The sequence below is a fragment of the Mesorhizobium sp. C395A genome, assembly GCF_030323205.1.
GTDB lineage: Bacteria > Pseudomonadota > Alphaproteobacteria > Rhizobiales > Rhizobiaceae > Mesorhizobium.
In genome coordinates, this window is sequence record NZ_CP100473.1 from 5,957,511 (window position 1) to 5,972,522 (window position 15,012).

Consider the following 15,012-nt stretch of genomic DNA (forward strand, 5'->3'; position numbering starts at 1 on the left):
GGGAGGCAATGATGTCCACCAGCCTTGAGATGAAGAAAATCCAGAAGTGGTATGGCTCCCTCCACGTTGTGCGCGACTTCGATCTCTACGTCGAACCGGGCGAATTCCTGACCTTTCTTGGTCCGTCCGGGTCCGGCAAGACCACCGCGCTCAAAATGATCGCCGGCTTCGAGTCGCCGAGTGGTGGCGACATGTTGCTCGGGTCCCGCTCAATCGTGGACGTGCCCCCTTACGAGCGCGGCATAGGCATGGTGTTCCAGAACTATGCGCTATTTCCGTATATGACCCTTGCGGAGAACGTCGCCTTTCCCTTAAAGGTTCGCAAAGTCGGGCGCGCCGAGACGGAGGAAAAAGTCTTGCGCGCCCTGCAACTGGTCAAGATGGTCGAGTACCGCGATCGCTACCCAAATCAGCTTTCTGGTGGACAGCAGCAGCGCATTGCCCTTGCACGCGCAGTCGTCTTCAATCCGAGTATCCTGCTGATGGACGAACCCTTGGGTGCTCTCGACCGCAATCTTCGTGAACATATGAAAATCGAAATTATGCGCATCCAGGATGAACTGAATATGACGGTCGTCTTCGTTACCCACGATCAGGACGAAGCGCTTACCATGTCAGACCGGGTTGCAGTCATCAATGAAGGCAGGCTTGTTCAGGTCGCCGACAGCAGGAGCCTCTACTACAGTCCGCAGGACCGTTTCGTCGCGTCGTTCGTCGGTGAGTCCAACCTTCTCTCGTGCCGTGTCGATCGTATCGAAAATGGCTCGGGCAAAGTGACCATTGGCAAGGCTACGGGCGTCGCTCGCCTATCTGGGCAATTGCGAGGTGGTGATGCGGGTTGGCTGTTTGTACGGCCCGAGCATGTTGATATCAGCCCTCGCGGGGTAATCGCTCACGCCGAGAATGTCCTCAATGGGGTCGTCGAGCATGCACTTTTTCTGGGTGAAATGACGCGCTATGCGGTTCGCTGCGAAAATGAAACCGTCACGGTCAAGCAGCAGAACCGGAGGCAGACCCAGCTTGTCGGGGGAACCTCGGTCACCATTTCGTGGGATGCGGAAAACTGCATCGTGTTGACCTAAAGCGACGGCCAAATCTGTGCGGTGGCATGGCCATGGGCTTGGTCATTTATCGACTAATGTGCGCGCGAAGCAGAGTTCGACGCTGAAGCAAAGTGCGCCTGTTCAAAGAGGCGTCCGCATTTGCTCAATCGGCAAGCGCATTCTTCCGGAGGGCGGCGCCTGGCAAAATTCGTTGTGGGTGGTCAGGGCAACTAGTCCCAATCCATATTTCGGAAATGAATTGACCGAGATGGATATTGTATTTTCAAGCGTCAATGGATTCTGGAATAGTCCATGCGAGATTAGATGATCGCAACTGCCTTTTGACACGGAACGCATGTTCATCCTGGGATGGCATGGACGCTGTCTCGCGATGGTTGCCAGCATTGAAGGGTTCTTGAGGCGGCTACGCCCGCGCGGCATTTGCAAAATCGAGAGGTTAAGAGCCTAGTGGGCGCGAAAATGAGATTCTGATTGGGACCAGTTGCGAAGGCAATCCCGTGGCGAATGCCGTCGCCACAAACGCAGTGTTCTCGCGGCAGGGGGAGCCGACGCCATTCATTACTCTACCCCATGCAGCTGGTATCTACGCCGATCCAGATGGGGACTTCATTGCCGGTATGCAATGCCGCATGCCTAGCCGGAGCGCACGATGAACGACGAAAACCTTGCCGACCCGAGTTTCCGAATGGACTCGCCAATCGGTGCGCGAATGCGGATCGATGGCCGCGAGGTCAGTTATTTTAGCGGCACCAGTTATCACACGCTACACGGTGCCCCTGCAGTCATCGACGCAGCGATGGCGGCTCTGCGTACTTACGGTCTCGGTCCCGGGACGCACGCCAAGATGGCGATCTACGCAGAAACAGAGGCATTGGTTTGCCAACATTTCGGGTGCGAGAAGGCTGTCTCTGTGGCGTCGGGATATCTGTCCATTATGGCGCTGCTTTTGGCTTTGCGTGACGACTATGACGTCGCGTTCGCTGATGAAAGATCCCATTTCAGCGTTAGGGATGCGCTCAGATGTGTAGAGAGGCCTGTAGTTTGGTTTCATCATTGCGATCCGCAGGATCTATCGGATCAACTAAAGCGGCACCTCAAGCCGGGGCAAAAGCCTGTCGTGGTAACCGACGGGGTTTTTCCAATCACGGGCGCGCTGGCGCCGGTGGATCACTTTGTCGAGCTGCTGAAAGCGTATCCAGGCGGACTATTATGCATTGATGATTCGCACGGAGTTGGGGTGCTCGGGACCTCCGGGCGAGGGAACGTTGGAACATTTTGGCGTCGAGGGAAGGGGCACTTTCTGCGCGGGCACGCTCAGCAAGGCTTTTGGCGGCTTTGGCGGTATTGTTCCGGTAAGCCGCGCGCTCGCCGAAAAGATCGCTGCGAAAGCCGGAGTAATCCCCGGTGCCTCATGGCCCCCCGTTCCTGCGGTGGCTGCTGCCGGAGCGGGATTGCGCCTCTTCAGGGACGATCCGACCATGCTGCAGGCGTTGCGCACCAATGTGAAACATATGCGCGATGGTCTCAGTAGTTTGGGGCTTTCCATTCCGAAAACACCGGTGCCAATCTTCAGCGTTCAGGCACCCACCAACCTGAAGCGGGTCTATAGCAGGCTGCGAGAGAAAGACATGGTCGTAAAGTATGTGGCAGCCGATGGGTATTCCGACGCTCCCCCGGTCGAAACGTTAAGAATCGCGGTTTTTTCGAGCCACTCCCGCGCCCAAATCGATGATCTGGTCGCAGCACTTAAGATGTGTCTTTAGTGTACGGACCGAGAAGGTTGCGAGCGTTGGTCGCTCCGCCACTTGGAACGCGCCCGGCCAGTAGCCGCCGGTTGGGAGCCATCGCTCGGCCTGGCTGCGAAAATTGATCGACTTTCGAACGAAAAACAGCCCATCCGCAGCGCCGCCAGCAAGATCGTTGTCGGCAGAAATCACAGCTTGATCGGCGTTGACTGCCGCCATCATTGTAGTACGCTTCCGGCGAGGGCCGCCTTGCGCGAGCATGGCACGGTAGCGAAGCTGCGCTCTTAAGGTCGCCCTTACGAGCGTAGTTAGCAGCACAGCATGAGCCATGTGACGTATTGACCGGACCGGAGCGTCGTCGTCGTTGGCGTGAAGAGGATCAGTGCCGGATACTGGCCGCGGCATTTGCGCCCGGGGCCACAGTGGCGGCGGTGGCCTGATCTATAAGTGGCGCCGCACGTTGAGAGCCCGCGAGACGGGCTTTGCCGAAGTTGTCGTGGTTCCCGATGAGCCTGTCGCCGCTTCGGTGCCGGCGGCGCCCCCAGCGGTGATCGAGCTGGAGATCGCCGGCAAGGTGCGGCTGCGGATTCCGCTGACCATCGCCGCCGACACTGGCGGCGGCATGGTGAAGGCGCTGGGCGTTTCATGATCCCGGTTCCGAGCCAGGTGCGGATCTGGTTGGCGGTCGGCCGGACCGATATGCGTCGCGGGATGCAAGGGCTCGCTCTGCAGGTTCAGGAGACGTTGGGCCGGGATCCGCATTTATGCGTCGGGCGAGATTATGTGGCGGAGCCGCCCTGACGCCCGTCAGGGCCGGCCAAACCCAGCTTGCCTCCGCCGCATAATATTTAGATGCTGTTCAGCAGTTGCAGAACGGCGTCGTTCGGTCGGAAACGCACGCCGTGGTCGCCGGCGACGCCCGCCTTCTCGAGTCCGTTGCGCATCATCTCGACATCCGCGGCGGCATAGCGGTGGGTCGTGGCGACCTGTGCGTGCCCGAGCCAGGCTTGGATCGTCAAAAGGTCCACGCCGGACTGGAGAAGCTTCATGGCGAGGGAGTGCCGGAAGATGTGCGGCGATATGGGCTTGTCGGCCGAGGCCGGCCTGATAGCCACGGCCTCGGCGGCCACACGCCGCACGATATGGGTTGCTCCGAAACGAGTCAGGCGCTCGCCCGCATCGCCGACACGCCGCAGAGCCGGCTGCCGTGGAACTGGACGGCGCAATCTGCAGATTGGCGGCAGAGCCACCAATCGTATCGCCCGCATCAGGATCCAGCTCGATGACTGGCAGCCCGCCATCTGGCGGCGCGCCGAGGTGCCGCTGACGACAACGCTCAAGGCCCTGCACGACGTCATTCAAGCATTCAAGCGGCCATGCCGTTCGACGACTATCACCTGTTCGAATTCCGGGCCGACGGAAAGCGCTACGCTATCCCCGATCCCGAATGGGATAGCCAGCGCGACAAAACCTACTCGGCGAAGACCATGCGGCTCGGCACGCTGGTCGATCGTGGCATTGGCCTACACCTACGACTTCGGCGACGACTGGCGGCACGCGGTCACAATCGAGGAGATCGGCGGGGCCGATCCAGCTGCCGAGCATCCCCGTTACATCGACGGCGCTGGCCGCGCTCCGCCCGAGGATGTCGGCGGCATCCCCGGCTTCGAACTGTTCCTTGACGCCATCGCCGATCCAAAGCACGAGCAGCATCGCGAACTCAAACGCTGGCACGGGCGCCCGTTCGCCCGTTCGATCCCGAACATGCGCTGAAGACGAAATCCGACATCGGATGGGAAAGCTTGCCAGACGCCGCGCTCTCGGCAAGGCCGGCTTTGCAAAGAGCCGCAGCAAGACACACTGAAGATCACAAGTAGGCCGCGGCCCTCACCGGTCCTCACCGGCTTTCAATTACCCACATCGTCGGCGGGGTCTATTGCCCCGGATGAATCTGCCGTGATTTTGTTCGTGACGCCGAATCATGGAGGCGTCACGGATGCGAGACAGGTCCAGCAGGAGCGAAGCCGCTTGGCAGGAGGAAGAGCTTTCCAAGGCGGCTCTTCCCGACAAGCGTCTGGCGCGTCGGCTTCGACGGTTACTGGATCAAATGTCAGCGGCGCCTGGCAAGCCGATCCCGGCGGCCTGTGGCGACTGGGCGGCGGCGAAGGCTGCCTACCGCTTCTTTGACAACCCGCGCGTGACCGAACACAGCGTTCTCGCCGGCCATTTCGCCGCGACCGCAGCGCGCGTTGCGGCGAGCGAAGGTCCGATCCTTATCCTGCAGGACACGACCGAATTTATCTACAGCCGCGCGCAGCCGGGCAAAATCGGCTTCACAAACCATCAACGCCGGGCGCTACAAGGCCGGGCAGCGCAACGTGCAGACCTTGTGCGGTGTGCTGATGCATTCGAGCCTGGCCGTCACCCTCACCGGCACGCCCCTCGGTCTGACGGCGGCGAAGTTCTGGACACGAACGAAGTTCAAGGGAACGCTCGCGCTCAAGCGGCACATCAATCCCACGCGCGTGCCGATCGAGACGAAGGAGAGCTACCGCTGGCTGGAGAACCTGCGCCAGTCCATCGCGCTCATTGGCACGCCCGAGCGCTGCGTGCATGTGGGTGACCGGGAGAGCGACATCTACGAGCTCTATTGCACCGCGCAGGACCTTGGTACCAGCTTCCTCGTGCGGGTGCAGACGAACAGGCTGGCTGAGCGGCCTGCCGATGCTGCCCCACACGATCCAGCTCATCGCGTTTTTGCCCAACTTGCGGCGACGCCTTGGTCGGGACGTCATCGCATTACGGTCGATCAGGACGAGACGACCTGGCTGCAGGTGAAGTTCGTCGCCATCAACACCTTGCCGCCCGTGGGCAAGCAGAAGCGCTACAGTCCGCAGGTTCTGACATACATCCACGCTCTCGAAGAGGATCCGCCGCCCGGACGCGATCCGATCGACTGGAAGCTGGTGACCAACTTGCCGGTCGACGATCTCTCCGCGGCGGTCGAGAAGCTCGGCTGGTACGCCCTGCGCTGGAAGGCGGAGGTGTTCCACAAGGTCATGAAGTCCGGATGCCGTGCCGAAGAGGCGAGACTGGAGACCGCCGAGAGGCTGGCGAAGTTCCTCGCCCTCATCGCAGTGGTCAGTTGGCGCATATTCTTCGTCACTATGTCGGCGCGCGCCAAGCCAGACGCCGCGCCCGACAGCGTTCTCACCTTCGCTGAGATCACTGCGCTCGACCGGATCGACGCGTCCCGAACGCGACCGCGTCTCCATCGGCCTACGCTCGCCGCTTACCTCCTGCAAATCGCCATGCTCGGTGGCTATCTCGCCCGCAAGCATGATCCGCCTCCAGGCAACATGGTCATCTGGCCTGGCATAACTCGCCTGCACGACATCAGCTTCGGCATCGCCATTGGATCAAACGATGTGGGTAATTGAAAGCCTCACCGGAGGCTTACCGATCATTGACGCTGCGCGCGGAAGCTACAACCTTCGGAATAAATACCTGTGCGGATGCCAAAGAGATTGGCGACGTGGCCAAGCTGTCAGAGCTGTCACCGCAGTTTCGCACCTCGGACATTACGACATGGCCTCTCACCATATATCACGGGTGAGAGATGTTGCATAAACTCTTTCGTTTACTGATGGGATCGATGGACTGATGCTCGAATTCAGGGAGTTAGCATGTCTGCTAGGCGGGTGAGTGACATTATACGGCGCCCGACCGACTACGGCCTATCTAAGGCCGGTTCGAATTCGCTCTAAGCGAATACCAAGAGCAACTAAAAGAAGGAAATTGGGGAATGGTTTACAATATGACTGGCTTCTCACTATCGCGTCGCGATTTCCTTGGCACTGCGGCACTCGCGACCAGCTCGCTCATCTTGCCATCGATAGCCCGTGCCGAAGGCACGCTGCAGCGGATTACGAAGGATGGTGTCGTGCGCGTTGGTGTCGCAAATGAGAAACCTTACGGCTATGTCGATACTGATGGCAAGGTCAAGGGCGCCATTCCGGATGTCATCGCTGCAATTCTAGCGCCGCACGGCGTGAAGGAACTCAAGGCCGAGATCGTCGAGTTCAACGCTCTCATTCCTGGCATCAATGCAGATCGCTTCGACATAATCGGGGCCGGCATGTACATTCTCCCAGCGCGCTGTGAGGCGATCTCGTTCACCAATCCGGTAACCCGTGCGGGCGCAGGCTTTGCGGCGCTCAAGGGCAACCCCAAAGGGGTAAAGAGCATAGCGGAGGTCGCCGCCCATTCCGATGTGGTGGTCGGCACTCAGACTGGTTCGGCCAACGTCGAGGATCTGACCAAAGCGAACGTGCCTACTGACCGCGTCGTGCTGTTCGCCAATGCAACCGAAGCTCTGGCAGGTCTCAAAGCAGGTCGCTGCGATGTGATTTACTTCCCGTCGCTTGAGCTCAACGAGCTGCTCAAGTCCGCGAACGATCCGACGGTTGAACGGGTCGAAGGCTTCGAGCAGATCAAAGATGCAAACGGCGAGCAGAAATATGGCTATTCCGCCTTAGGGCTGCGCAAGGCCGATGCGGACCTAACACAGGCGCTCGACGCAGGACTTGCCGAACTCCTGTCTTCCGGTAAGCTCTTGGAGATCATCTCGAGCTACGGATACGGCAAGGCTGAACTGCCGGATGGCGTGAAGACGGCGGAACAGATCTGCAAAGCCTGATTTAAACTCTGGACATGGATCTTCATAACCTCGTCTCACTCGACGTGCTGCCGCAGCTCCTTAAGGGGGCTGCGGTCACGCTCGAGATCACTCTGCTTACAGCAGTTCTGGCTTTCGTTCTTTCTTTCGTCATCGGACTGCTCCGCTTTGTCTCCAACCCTTTGGCGAGAGGCCTGACTACGGCCTATGTTGAGATTCTGCGCGGCACTTCGGCGATCGTTCAGCTCTATTATCTGTTCTTCATCCTGCCCGCTTTCGGTATTTCGCTGCAGCCAACTGCTACTGCCGTCATTGGCCTTGGGCTCAATCTCTCAGCTTACGGCTCGGAAGTGGTGCGCGCAGGCATTCTCGCGATCGGGCCCGGCCAGCATGAAGGGGCGAGTTCCTTAGGTCTCACCAAAGCCCAGACTTACAGGCTGGTCGTCCTTCCCCAGGCGCTTGTCGTAATGCTGCCGTCCTTCGGCAATTTGCTGATCGATCTGGTCAAGGCGACATCCCTCGTTTCACTCATCACAATTACCGAGCTCACTTTCTCCGGCCGCCAGATGGTTGTTACCACCGGCCACACCGTCGAAGTATGGACGCTGGTGCTTCTGCTCTATTTCGCAATCGCCTATCCGCTAAGTCTAATCGTACGTTCGGCCGAGCGTTATGCCGCACGCTATCGGCGAGGGTAAGAGATGTTTAGCTTTGAATTCCTGATCCAAATCCTTCCCCAACTCCTGCGCGGTCTGCTTGTGACAGTCGAAGCCACCTTCGGCGGTTTCGCGCTCGCTCTCATCATCGGGCTAATCCTGGCGCTGGGCCGTCGCTCGAAGAATATGCCGCTGCGACTTTCTTGCGGTGGCTATATCGCCTTCATGCGCTGCACGCCGCTCCTGGTACAGCTCTATTTCGCTTTCTACGTATTGCCATCGTTTGGCATCCGCTTCTCTGCCCTAGCAACGGGCACTCTGTGCTTAGGACTTCATATCGGCGCCTATATCGCAGAAGTCTATCGCGCTGGCATCGAGGGTGTGGCGAGGGGCCAATGGGAAGCAGCACTGGCCATTGGCCTCAAGCCTCTGCCCTTGTGGCTCAAGGTTATTCTACCTCAGGCGGTGCCGCCCATGATTCCCCCGCTTGGTAACTACCTCATCGGCCTCTTCAAGGAGACCCCGCTCCTTGCTGCGATTACCGTGGTCGATCTCTTTGGCGCCGCCAACAATGTCGCCGGCCTTACCTACCGCTACAATGAGCCTTATACTGCCGTTACAGTGATCCTCTTGAGCGTAAGCTTGATGGCCGCCTATTTCGTGCGCAAGCTTGAGCGTAGGTTCTCAACGCGAGGCATGAAACTTCCTCGATCGCTGATCAATGACCCTCTGAACATACGGAGTGAGCAAGGTTAGACACGTTGGTGCACGGTGAGCCGGAGGGGGTTCGCTATGCGGCCTACGCACCAACACTGTAGCTTAACTGAGGCGCCGGAGCGTGTGAGTTGGACGCAACAGCAAACTGGTGGGAACGTTAGTCGTTGGTTCGCCGAAAAGGCCCCGACGCGGGGATACGATCTTACCCGATTAATCGAGGCAATAACTCCATGGATCAGATAAACGCCGATTTCAACATCTCTGGAAGTCGTCCAGAGCCGCAGGTGACCGATGCCGAAGTAGCCATCGAGATTGTCAACATGCATAAATACTTTGGCGCTTTTCAGGTCCTGAGAAATATTAATTTAAAGGTCATGCGAGGCGAACGCATCGTGGTGTGTGGGCCATCTGGTTCAGGGAAGTCGACGATGATCCGCTGCATCAATGGGCTCGAGGAGCACCAGAAGGGGAAGATCGTCGTAGACGGCATCGAACTCACCAGCAAACTCAAAAGTATTGACGAGGTGCGTCGCGAGGTCGGCATGGTGTTCCAGCACTTCAATCTATTTCCGCATCTGACGATCCTCGAGAACTGCACGCTGGGGCCAATGTGGGTGCGCAAGATTCCTAGAAAGCGAGCTGAGGAAATCGCCATGCATTTCCTCAAGCGCGTCAAGATTCCCGAGCAGGTCAACAAATATCCCGGCCAACTCTCGGGTGGTCAGCAGCAGCGCGTGGCGATCGCCCGCTCGCTGTGCATGAACCCGCGCGTCATGCTCTTCGACGAGCCGACGTCGGCGCTTGATCCTGAAATGATCAGCGAAGTGCTCGACACCATGGTCTTGCTCGCAGAGGAGGGCATGACGATGCTGTGCGTAACCCACGAGATGGGCTTTGCCCGCCAGGTCGCAAACCGCGTCATCTTTATGGATCAGGGCGAGATCGTCGAACAGAACTCGCCAGCCGAATTCTTTAGCAGTCCCAAGCATGAGCGAACGAAGCTGTTCTTGAGCCAGATCTTGCAGTAGCTCGTTACGGGCGGACCCCGAGAATAACAAATCCGCCGAGGACCTTCCTGGCGTGGACTCCCGCCGCGCGATCGCGGGCTCGTCATTGCGAAGTGGCGAAGTTGGTTGAGGCGGGTGCCAGCTTATACCAAGTCTCTTGAGCCCTGACTCATGAAGGGCTTTCCAAAATGGCTGGTGTCTGATTCATTGATCGCGAACCCAAGGAGGTTGGCGATGGCAGCGGCAGTGAAGCTTCGAGATGGTTATACGGCGTCGGCGATGCGGGCACTGGCCCGGTCGAGCGATAATGCGAACCAGGTTCGCCGGTTGCTGACGTTGGCGATGATTTACGAGGGCAGCACGCGCTGCGAGGCGGCGCGGGTTGGCGGCGTAGGTCTTCAGACGGTTCGCGACTGGGTGCTGCGCTTCAACGCCTCTGGCCCTAACGGCCTGATCAACGGGGTGTCTCCTGGTGGCGTGCCCCTGCTGGATGATGCGCAGCGCCGGACCTTGGCGAACATTGTCGAGAGTGGCCCGATCCCGGCATCGCACGGCGTTGTGCGCTGGCGTCTGATCGACTTGGCGCAGTGGGTCCGGGACGAGTTCACCATCTCCATCAGCAAGCAGACGCTGAGCCGGGAACTGCGCGCCATGGGCTACCGCAAACTGTCGGCGCGGCCCCGCCATCATGCGCAGGATGCTGACGCCATTCCGGCTTTTAAAAAAACTTCCCCGCCGCAGTGGCGGCGATCCGGGCGACACTTCCCCGTGGCACACCCATAGAGTTGTGGTGGCAGGACGAGGCCAGGGTCGGTCAGAAAAACGGGATTACCCGCCGTTGGGCAAGGCGCGGAACGCGACCATCAGCAGGATCAGCGCACCACGTCGGCCTACATCTACGGTGCGATCTGTCCGGCCGAAGGCAAAGGCGCGGGGCTCGTGCTGCCTCGCTGCAACACGGAAGGAATGACGCTCCATCAGCGGAAATCTCTGGCGCCGTGGCGCCGGGCGCTCATGCTGTACTGCTGATCGATCAGGCCGGGTGGCATCTCTCCGCCGCCCTCGTGGTGCCCGAGACCAGCACTTTGTTGCCGCTGCCGTCGAAATGCCCTGAGCTCAAGCCGGTCGAAAACATCTGGCAATTCATGCGCGACAACTGGCTCTCCAACCGTATCTTCAAATCCTATGACGACATCCTCGACCATTGCTGCTTCGCGTGGAACCGTCTCATCGACCAGCCGTGGCGCATCATGTCCATCGGTCTACGCCGCTGGGCACACGGGTGAAGATCAGCGAGACTTGGTATTACAGCCCATTTCGCTTGTGTGCCCTTGCGAGTGGTAGAAGTTGTCCTCAGCAGGCAAACCGGCCTATCCGCCTATCCCGCTCGGCGAAGCAGAGCAGAGTATAAGCAGCCGAACGCTTGCGCGACCTCGGTCACCGACGACCCCGCCGCGCTCGCCAGGTCGACCAACGCGCGCTTCTCGGTGCAACTCCACAGTCTTCGTTGCCGCACGCGCCCGGGCACCGTTGAAAGCTCTTCGGCCGCCGCGGGGCCGCTTAACTCGGCGACCATATCGCCCCTCGCATGTTCCAATGTCATCGAGCGAAAGCTCCATGTTCATCAGCCTATTGCAAGGTGCCTTGGCGCATCGCTTACGCTGCTCGGTGCTTCCGAGGTTCAACGTTGGTACCTTCGTTGTTGATGGAGGTGCAAAACATGCCCTGGGAGGAGCTCCGGGGTGAGTGCCGCGACAATCGGAACAAACTTCGAACCATCCGCTGGCATGAAGGCGGACTGTATCATCGCCATCCTGCCAATCATCTCTCATGAGTGCCGGTCACTGAATGGTGACATATATGCGTTTGTAAGTCCGCCCAAGGCATCTGACACTGCGGCAGTAAAAGTAAGACACCGGTCCGTAACCGACTTCTGCGGCGGACCGGAATACTTCAGCTTTGGAGGTGCGCGCTGTGAATGCCATCGAGAAATACATGCCATCGCAGCGTGAGCAGTCGTTTCTGGACAATGTGGTCAATGGCAAATACGACCGGCAGATCATCACCGGCATAGCCAAGTTCGCTAGCGGTGACGTGTCCCAGGACATGCGGGGTTTCTACTCGCAAGAAGAACTCGACCGGATCCTTGAACTGAAGGGGACCGCTAAGGATCTGGAAGCCCGGATGCCGATCAAGATCACGCGGCATTATTATGAGCAGGCGCAATACAGTCGGCCCATGCAGACGCTGGTGAAAGCCAGCCCGAAGGAAACCTATGATCTCGACGGTGCCGAAGATCCGGGCAAGCAAATGACCTACAGCCCACGCGAGGGGTTGATCCATAAGTATGAGCTTGGTCTGCTCTATGTGGCGTCCACCTGCTCCGCCCACTGTCGCTTCTGCTACCGGGAGGAACTGATCGGCCGCAAGGAGATCACCCGTGAGGACGGGACAGTTGCTCCAAAAGGCTTGGCGCAGCTCGGGGAGATTGTCGAATACATCAGCGAACACAATAGGGCGGTGGCGGCGAATGGCGGCCGCCATCCAGAAACCGGCCGTGAGAAGCTTCGCGAGATCCTGATGTCAGGCGGCGATCCCATGGTTCTGGGGAACAAGAACATTGCTGCCTGGCTGGCCGGGCTCGCGGAAGCCGGCGTCGAGAACATCCGCATCGGAACCAAGGAGCTCGCTTTTCATCCGCAGCGGTTCGACCAGACGTTCTTTGCGATGCTCGACGGCTTTCATGAGGCCTATCCGGAGGTCAGCCTGCGGATGATGGTGCACTTCAACCATCCTGATGAGTTTCTCCGCAAGACACCGGATGGCGGCTATGTCGACAATCAGGGCGGTGGGCTGCAATGGCTCCCCGAAACGCGGGTTGCGGTCAAGGAACTCGCCAGGCGCGACTGGATCACCATCCACAATCAGTCGCCAATCATCCGCGATATCAACGACGATGCCGAAGCGCTGCGGATCATGCAACGCGAGATGCTCCGAAACGGCATCAACAACCACTATTTCTTCTGTGGTCGCGACATAGTCGGGCACAAGGCATTCAATGTGCCGATCGAGCGCGCATGGCAGATTTTGAACGAGTCGCAAAAGGGCCTGTCGGGCGTCGAAGCCCATGCGCGGCTTTCGATCACGCACTACAAGGGCAAGACCGAAGTGGCGGCCGTCACCAACGAGCCCGTTCCGGGAGTTCCTGGTGGTGAAAAAGGCGTCGTTATCTTCAAGCTCTTGCGTTCAGCCGCTGATGCACGCGACCGATGCAAGGTGACCATGGTCGGCCGAAACCCAGAGGCAATCTGGTTCAACGGTTACGATGATCGCGTCATCTTCGACGAGGCTGGCCTCTATTCCATGTATGGGATCAACCCCGCATTCCTGCAGGCGGCGGAATAGGCGCGCGATAGGATTCGCCATTTCCAAACAGTATGGGGGCCCAACGTGACCTTTGTTGTCACCGAGAATTGCATCAAGTGCAAATTTACCGACTGCGTAGATGCGTGCCCGGTCGACTGCTTTTACGAGGGGCCGAACTTTCTCGTTATTCACCCCGACGAATGCATTGATTGCGATGCCTGTACACCGGTGTGTCCGGCAAAAGCGATCTACCGGGATACGGACCTGCCGGCGGATATGAAGCACTTTTTGGAGCTGAACGAAGAGCTTTCGCGATTGTGGCCCAACATAACTGATTCCAAGGAATCACTCCCCGACGCAGCGGCGTGGGACGGGGTGCAAGGCAAGTTCAGCCATTTGGACCGCTAGCTGCTGTTGGGAGACGCGCATGGACGCTAATTTGCATACGGATATATCGAAAAGCGCAGCCCTGTTTGAGCGCGCCAAATCCGTTTTGCCTGGCGGATGTAGTCGAAATACGATTTTGCGCAAGCCGCATCCGATCTACGTCGAGAGAGGGCAAGGGTGCTACGTCTATGACGTGGAGGGCGTCCGTCGCACCGACTTTGCGAATAATATTGCCTCGCTGATTCACGGGCATGCGCACCCGGCGATCGTTGCTGCTGTCAGCGAGCAGTTGCAGAAAGGAACCGCTTTTACCCTCGGTACGGAAGTCGAGATCGATTACGCCGAGTATATTCGCAGCCGCAATCCGGCCTTTGAGAGAATCCGCTTCGTCAATTCGGGCACCGAGGCGGTCATGGCGAGCCTCAAAGCCGCGCGGGCATTCACCGGGCGACCGAAGATCGCAAAGGTCGAAGGGGCCTATCACGGCCTCTACGACTATGCAGAGGCAAGCCAGACGGCCAAGCCGGACAATTGGGGACAGCCGGAGCGCCCATCCAGCGTTGCTGTGTCGCGTGGGACGCCTCAGCGCTTACTCGACGATGTCGTTGTAATCCCATTCAATGATGCGCAACGGGCGCTCGAGATACTCGACGAACATCGCGACCAATTGGCGTGTGTGCTGGTCGACCTGCTTCCTCATCGCATAGGCGTGGTACAAGCGGCCGAAGATTTCATTCAAGCGCTGAGACGCTGGACCGAGCATAACGGGGCGCTCTTGATCTTCGACGAAGTGATCACGTTCCGGTCCAAATTTGGAGGGGCGCAGCAATGGTATGATGTCCAGCCGGACATCACGGCCTTAGGCAAGATGATAGGGGGCGGTTTTCCCGCCGGGGCCATTGCCGGTAGTGCTGAGGTGATGGAAGTCCTGAACCCCCTCAATGGTCCGGCGCCTTTCCCGCTTTCTGGCACTTTCTCGGCAAACCCAATCACGATGATCGCCGGCCATACGGCGATGAAGTTGTACGACCGGGAAGCTGTTGACAGGCTCAACGCACTAGGCGACCGCGCACGCGGCTCGATCGGCGAGGCTATCAAGACTGCCGACGTGCCTGCTTGTGTTACCGGCAGAGGCTCGATGTTTCGTATCCACCTATCCGCGGACGCGCCTGAGAACTACCGGCAAGCTTACCTGTCGCCGGAGAAAGCTGCACTTCTTTCAACATTCGTCGGACATCTTTTCGACGGCGGCCTGCTCATGGTCGAAACGGGTACTGGTTTCCTGTCAACGGCAATGTCTGAGGATGACACTGATGACATGGCTGCTGTGGTTCTCATCGCTCTACGAAAGATGAAGCCTCATTTGTAACCACGCCACTGGGGCGCGGAATG

The 15,012-nt window shown here is 58.8% G+C and carries 15 protein-coding genes and 5 pseudogenes; 19 read left to right on the plus strand and 1 reads right to left on the minus strand.

The genetic code is table 11. The features are described 5' to 3' along the window. Positions 1-11: 11 nt before the first annotated feature. From NLY37_RS28835 to tnpB, 5 genes and pseudogenes are all read left to right on the plus strand, one after another. Complete coding sequence (locus NLY37_RS28835; protein ID WP_031246589.1) at positions 12-1,082, plus strand: ABC transporter ATP-binding protein; 1,071 nt, start codon at positions 12-14, stop codon at positions 1,080-1,082. Positions 1,083-1,908: 826 nt separating this feature from the next. After that, positions 1,909-2,256 (plus strand): annotated as a pseudogene (locus NLY37_RS28840) (aminotransferase class I/II-fold pyridoxal phosphate-dependent enzyme); the annotation flags it as partial. A 73-nt stretch (positions 2,257-2,329) separates the two neighbouring features. Next, a complete protein-coding gene (locus tag NLY37_RS28845) occupies positions 2,330-2,827 on the plus strand; it encodes an aminotransferase class I/II-fold pyridoxal phosphate-dependent enzyme (RefSeq protein ID WP_280938696.1) in 498 nt (165 codons plus the stop codon). A 364-nt stretch (positions 2,828-3,191) separates the two neighbouring features. Continuing rightward, complete coding sequence (locus tag NLY37_RS28850) at positions 3,192-3,458, plus strand: transposase (RefSeq protein WP_245271020.1); 267 nt, start codon at positions 3,192-3,194, stop codon at positions 3,456-3,458. Next, a complete protein-coding gene (gene tnpB, locus NLY37_RS28855) occupies positions 3,455-3,610 on the plus strand; it encodes an IS66 family insertion sequence element accessory protein TnpB (protein WP_023743220.1) in 156 nt (51 codons plus the stop codon). Before NLY37_RS28850 ends, tnpB begins: the two co-directional genes overlap by 4 nt. Positions 3,611-3,657: 47 nt before the next feature. Here the strand turns inward: tnpB and NLY37_RS28860 are convergent, their stop codons facing one another. After that, positions 3,658-3,948, minus strand: a complete 291-nt coding sequence (locus tag NLY37_RS28860; protein ID WP_353621608.1) for a tyrosine-type recombinase/integrase — start codon at positions 3,946-3,948, stop codon at positions 3,658-3,660. On the opposite strand from NLY37_RS28860, the pseudogene NLY37_RS30865 reads away from it, so the two are divergent. From NLY37_RS30865 to NLY37_RS28925, 14 genes and pseudogenes are all read left to right on the plus strand, one after another. After that, positions 3,890-4,114, plus strand: a pseudogene (locus tag NLY37_RS30865) (hypothetical protein); the annotation flags it as partial. The gene NLY37_RS28860 and the pseudogene NLY37_RS30865 overlap by 59 nt on opposite strands. 71 nt (positions 4,115-4,185) lie before the next feature. Continuing rightward, a pseudogene (locus tag NLY37_RS28865) lies at positions 4,186-4,260 on the plus strand (plasmid pRiA4b ORF-3 family protein); the annotation flags it as partial. Between the two features lie 127 nt (positions 4,261-4,387). Then, positions 4,388-4,582: pseudogene (locus tag NLY37_RS28870) on the plus strand (IS1096 element passenger TnpR family protein); the annotation flags it as partial. Positions 4,583-4,805: 223 nt separating this feature from the next. Next, positions 4,806-4,949 (plus strand): annotated as a pseudogene (locus NLY37_RS28875) (IS4/Tn5 family transposase DNA-binding protein); the annotation flags it as partial. Between the two features lie 262 nt (positions 4,950-5,211). After that, complete coding sequence (locus NLY37_RS28880) at positions 5,212-6,249, plus strand: IS4 family transposase (RefSeq protein ID WP_286441007.1); 1,038 nt, start codon at positions 5,212-5,214, stop codon at positions 6,247-6,249. Positions 6,250-6,614: 365 nt separating this feature from the next. Beyond that, positions 6,615-7,508, plus strand: a complete 894-nt coding sequence (gene ehuB, locus NLY37_RS28885) for an ectoine/hydroxyectoine ABC transporter substrate-binding protein EhuB (protein ID WP_023743240.1) — start codon at positions 6,615-6,617, stop codon at positions 7,506-7,508. Between the two features lie 14 nt (positions 7,509-7,522). After that, positions 7,523-8,185, plus strand: coding sequence for an ectoine/hydroxyectoine ABC transporter permease subunit EhuC (gene ehuC / locus NLY37_RS28890; RefSeq protein WP_023743239.1), 663 nt, complete (start codon positions 7,523-7,525; stop codon positions 8,183-8,185). Positions 8,186-8,188: 3 nt separating this feature from the next. Further along, positions 8,189-8,899, plus strand: coding sequence for an ectoine/hydroxyectoine ABC transporter permease subunit EhuD (gene ehuD / locus NLY37_RS28895; protein WP_023743238.1), 711 nt, complete (start codon positions 8,189-8,191; stop codon positions 8,897-8,899). A 191-nt stretch (positions 8,900-9,090) separates the two neighbouring features. Then, positions 9,091-9,888, plus strand: coding sequence for an amino acid ABC transporter ATP-binding protein (locus NLY37_RS28900; RefSeq protein ID WP_023743237.1), 798 nt, complete (start codon positions 9,091-9,093; stop codon positions 9,886-9,888). A 150-nt stretch (positions 9,889-10,038) separates the two neighbouring features. Continuing rightward, entirely contained in the window at positions 10,039-10,650 is a 612-nt protein-coding gene (locus NLY37_RS28905) for a helix-turn-helix domain-containing protein (RefSeq protein WP_286441010.1), read from the plus strand. Continuing rightward, positions 10,608-11,153, plus strand: coding sequence for a transposase (locus tag NLY37_RS28910; RefSeq protein ID WP_084559077.1), 546 nt, complete (start codon positions 10,608-10,610; stop codon positions 11,151-11,153). The genes NLY37_RS28905 and NLY37_RS28910 overlap by 43 nt, the downstream gene beginning before the upstream one ends. Before the next feature lie 688 nt (positions 11,154-11,841). Next, the gene (locus NLY37_RS28915) at positions 11,842-13,272 is read left to right on the plus strand and encodes a KamA family radical SAM protein (RefSeq protein WP_156934001.1); all 1,431 of its coding nucleotides are present in this window, start codon (positions 11,842-11,844) and stop codon (positions 13,270-13,272) included. Between the two features lie 45 nt (positions 13,273-13,317). Next, the gene (fdxA, locus tag NLY37_RS28920) at positions 13,318-13,641 is read left to right on the plus strand and encodes a ferredoxin FdxA (RefSeq protein ID WP_023743535.1); all 324 of its coding nucleotides are present in this window, start codon (positions 13,318-13,320) and stop codon (positions 13,639-13,641) included. Positions 13,642-13,660: 19 nt separating this feature from the next. Then, positions 13,661-14,989 carry an aspartate aminotransferase family protein gene (locus tag NLY37_RS28925; RefSeq protein ID WP_023743534.1) on the plus strand — a complete coding sequence of 443 codons (1,329 nt, stop codon included), beginning with the start codon at positions 13,661-13,663 and terminating at the stop codon, positions 14,987-14,989. Positions 14,990-15,012: the final 23 nt, after the last annotated feature.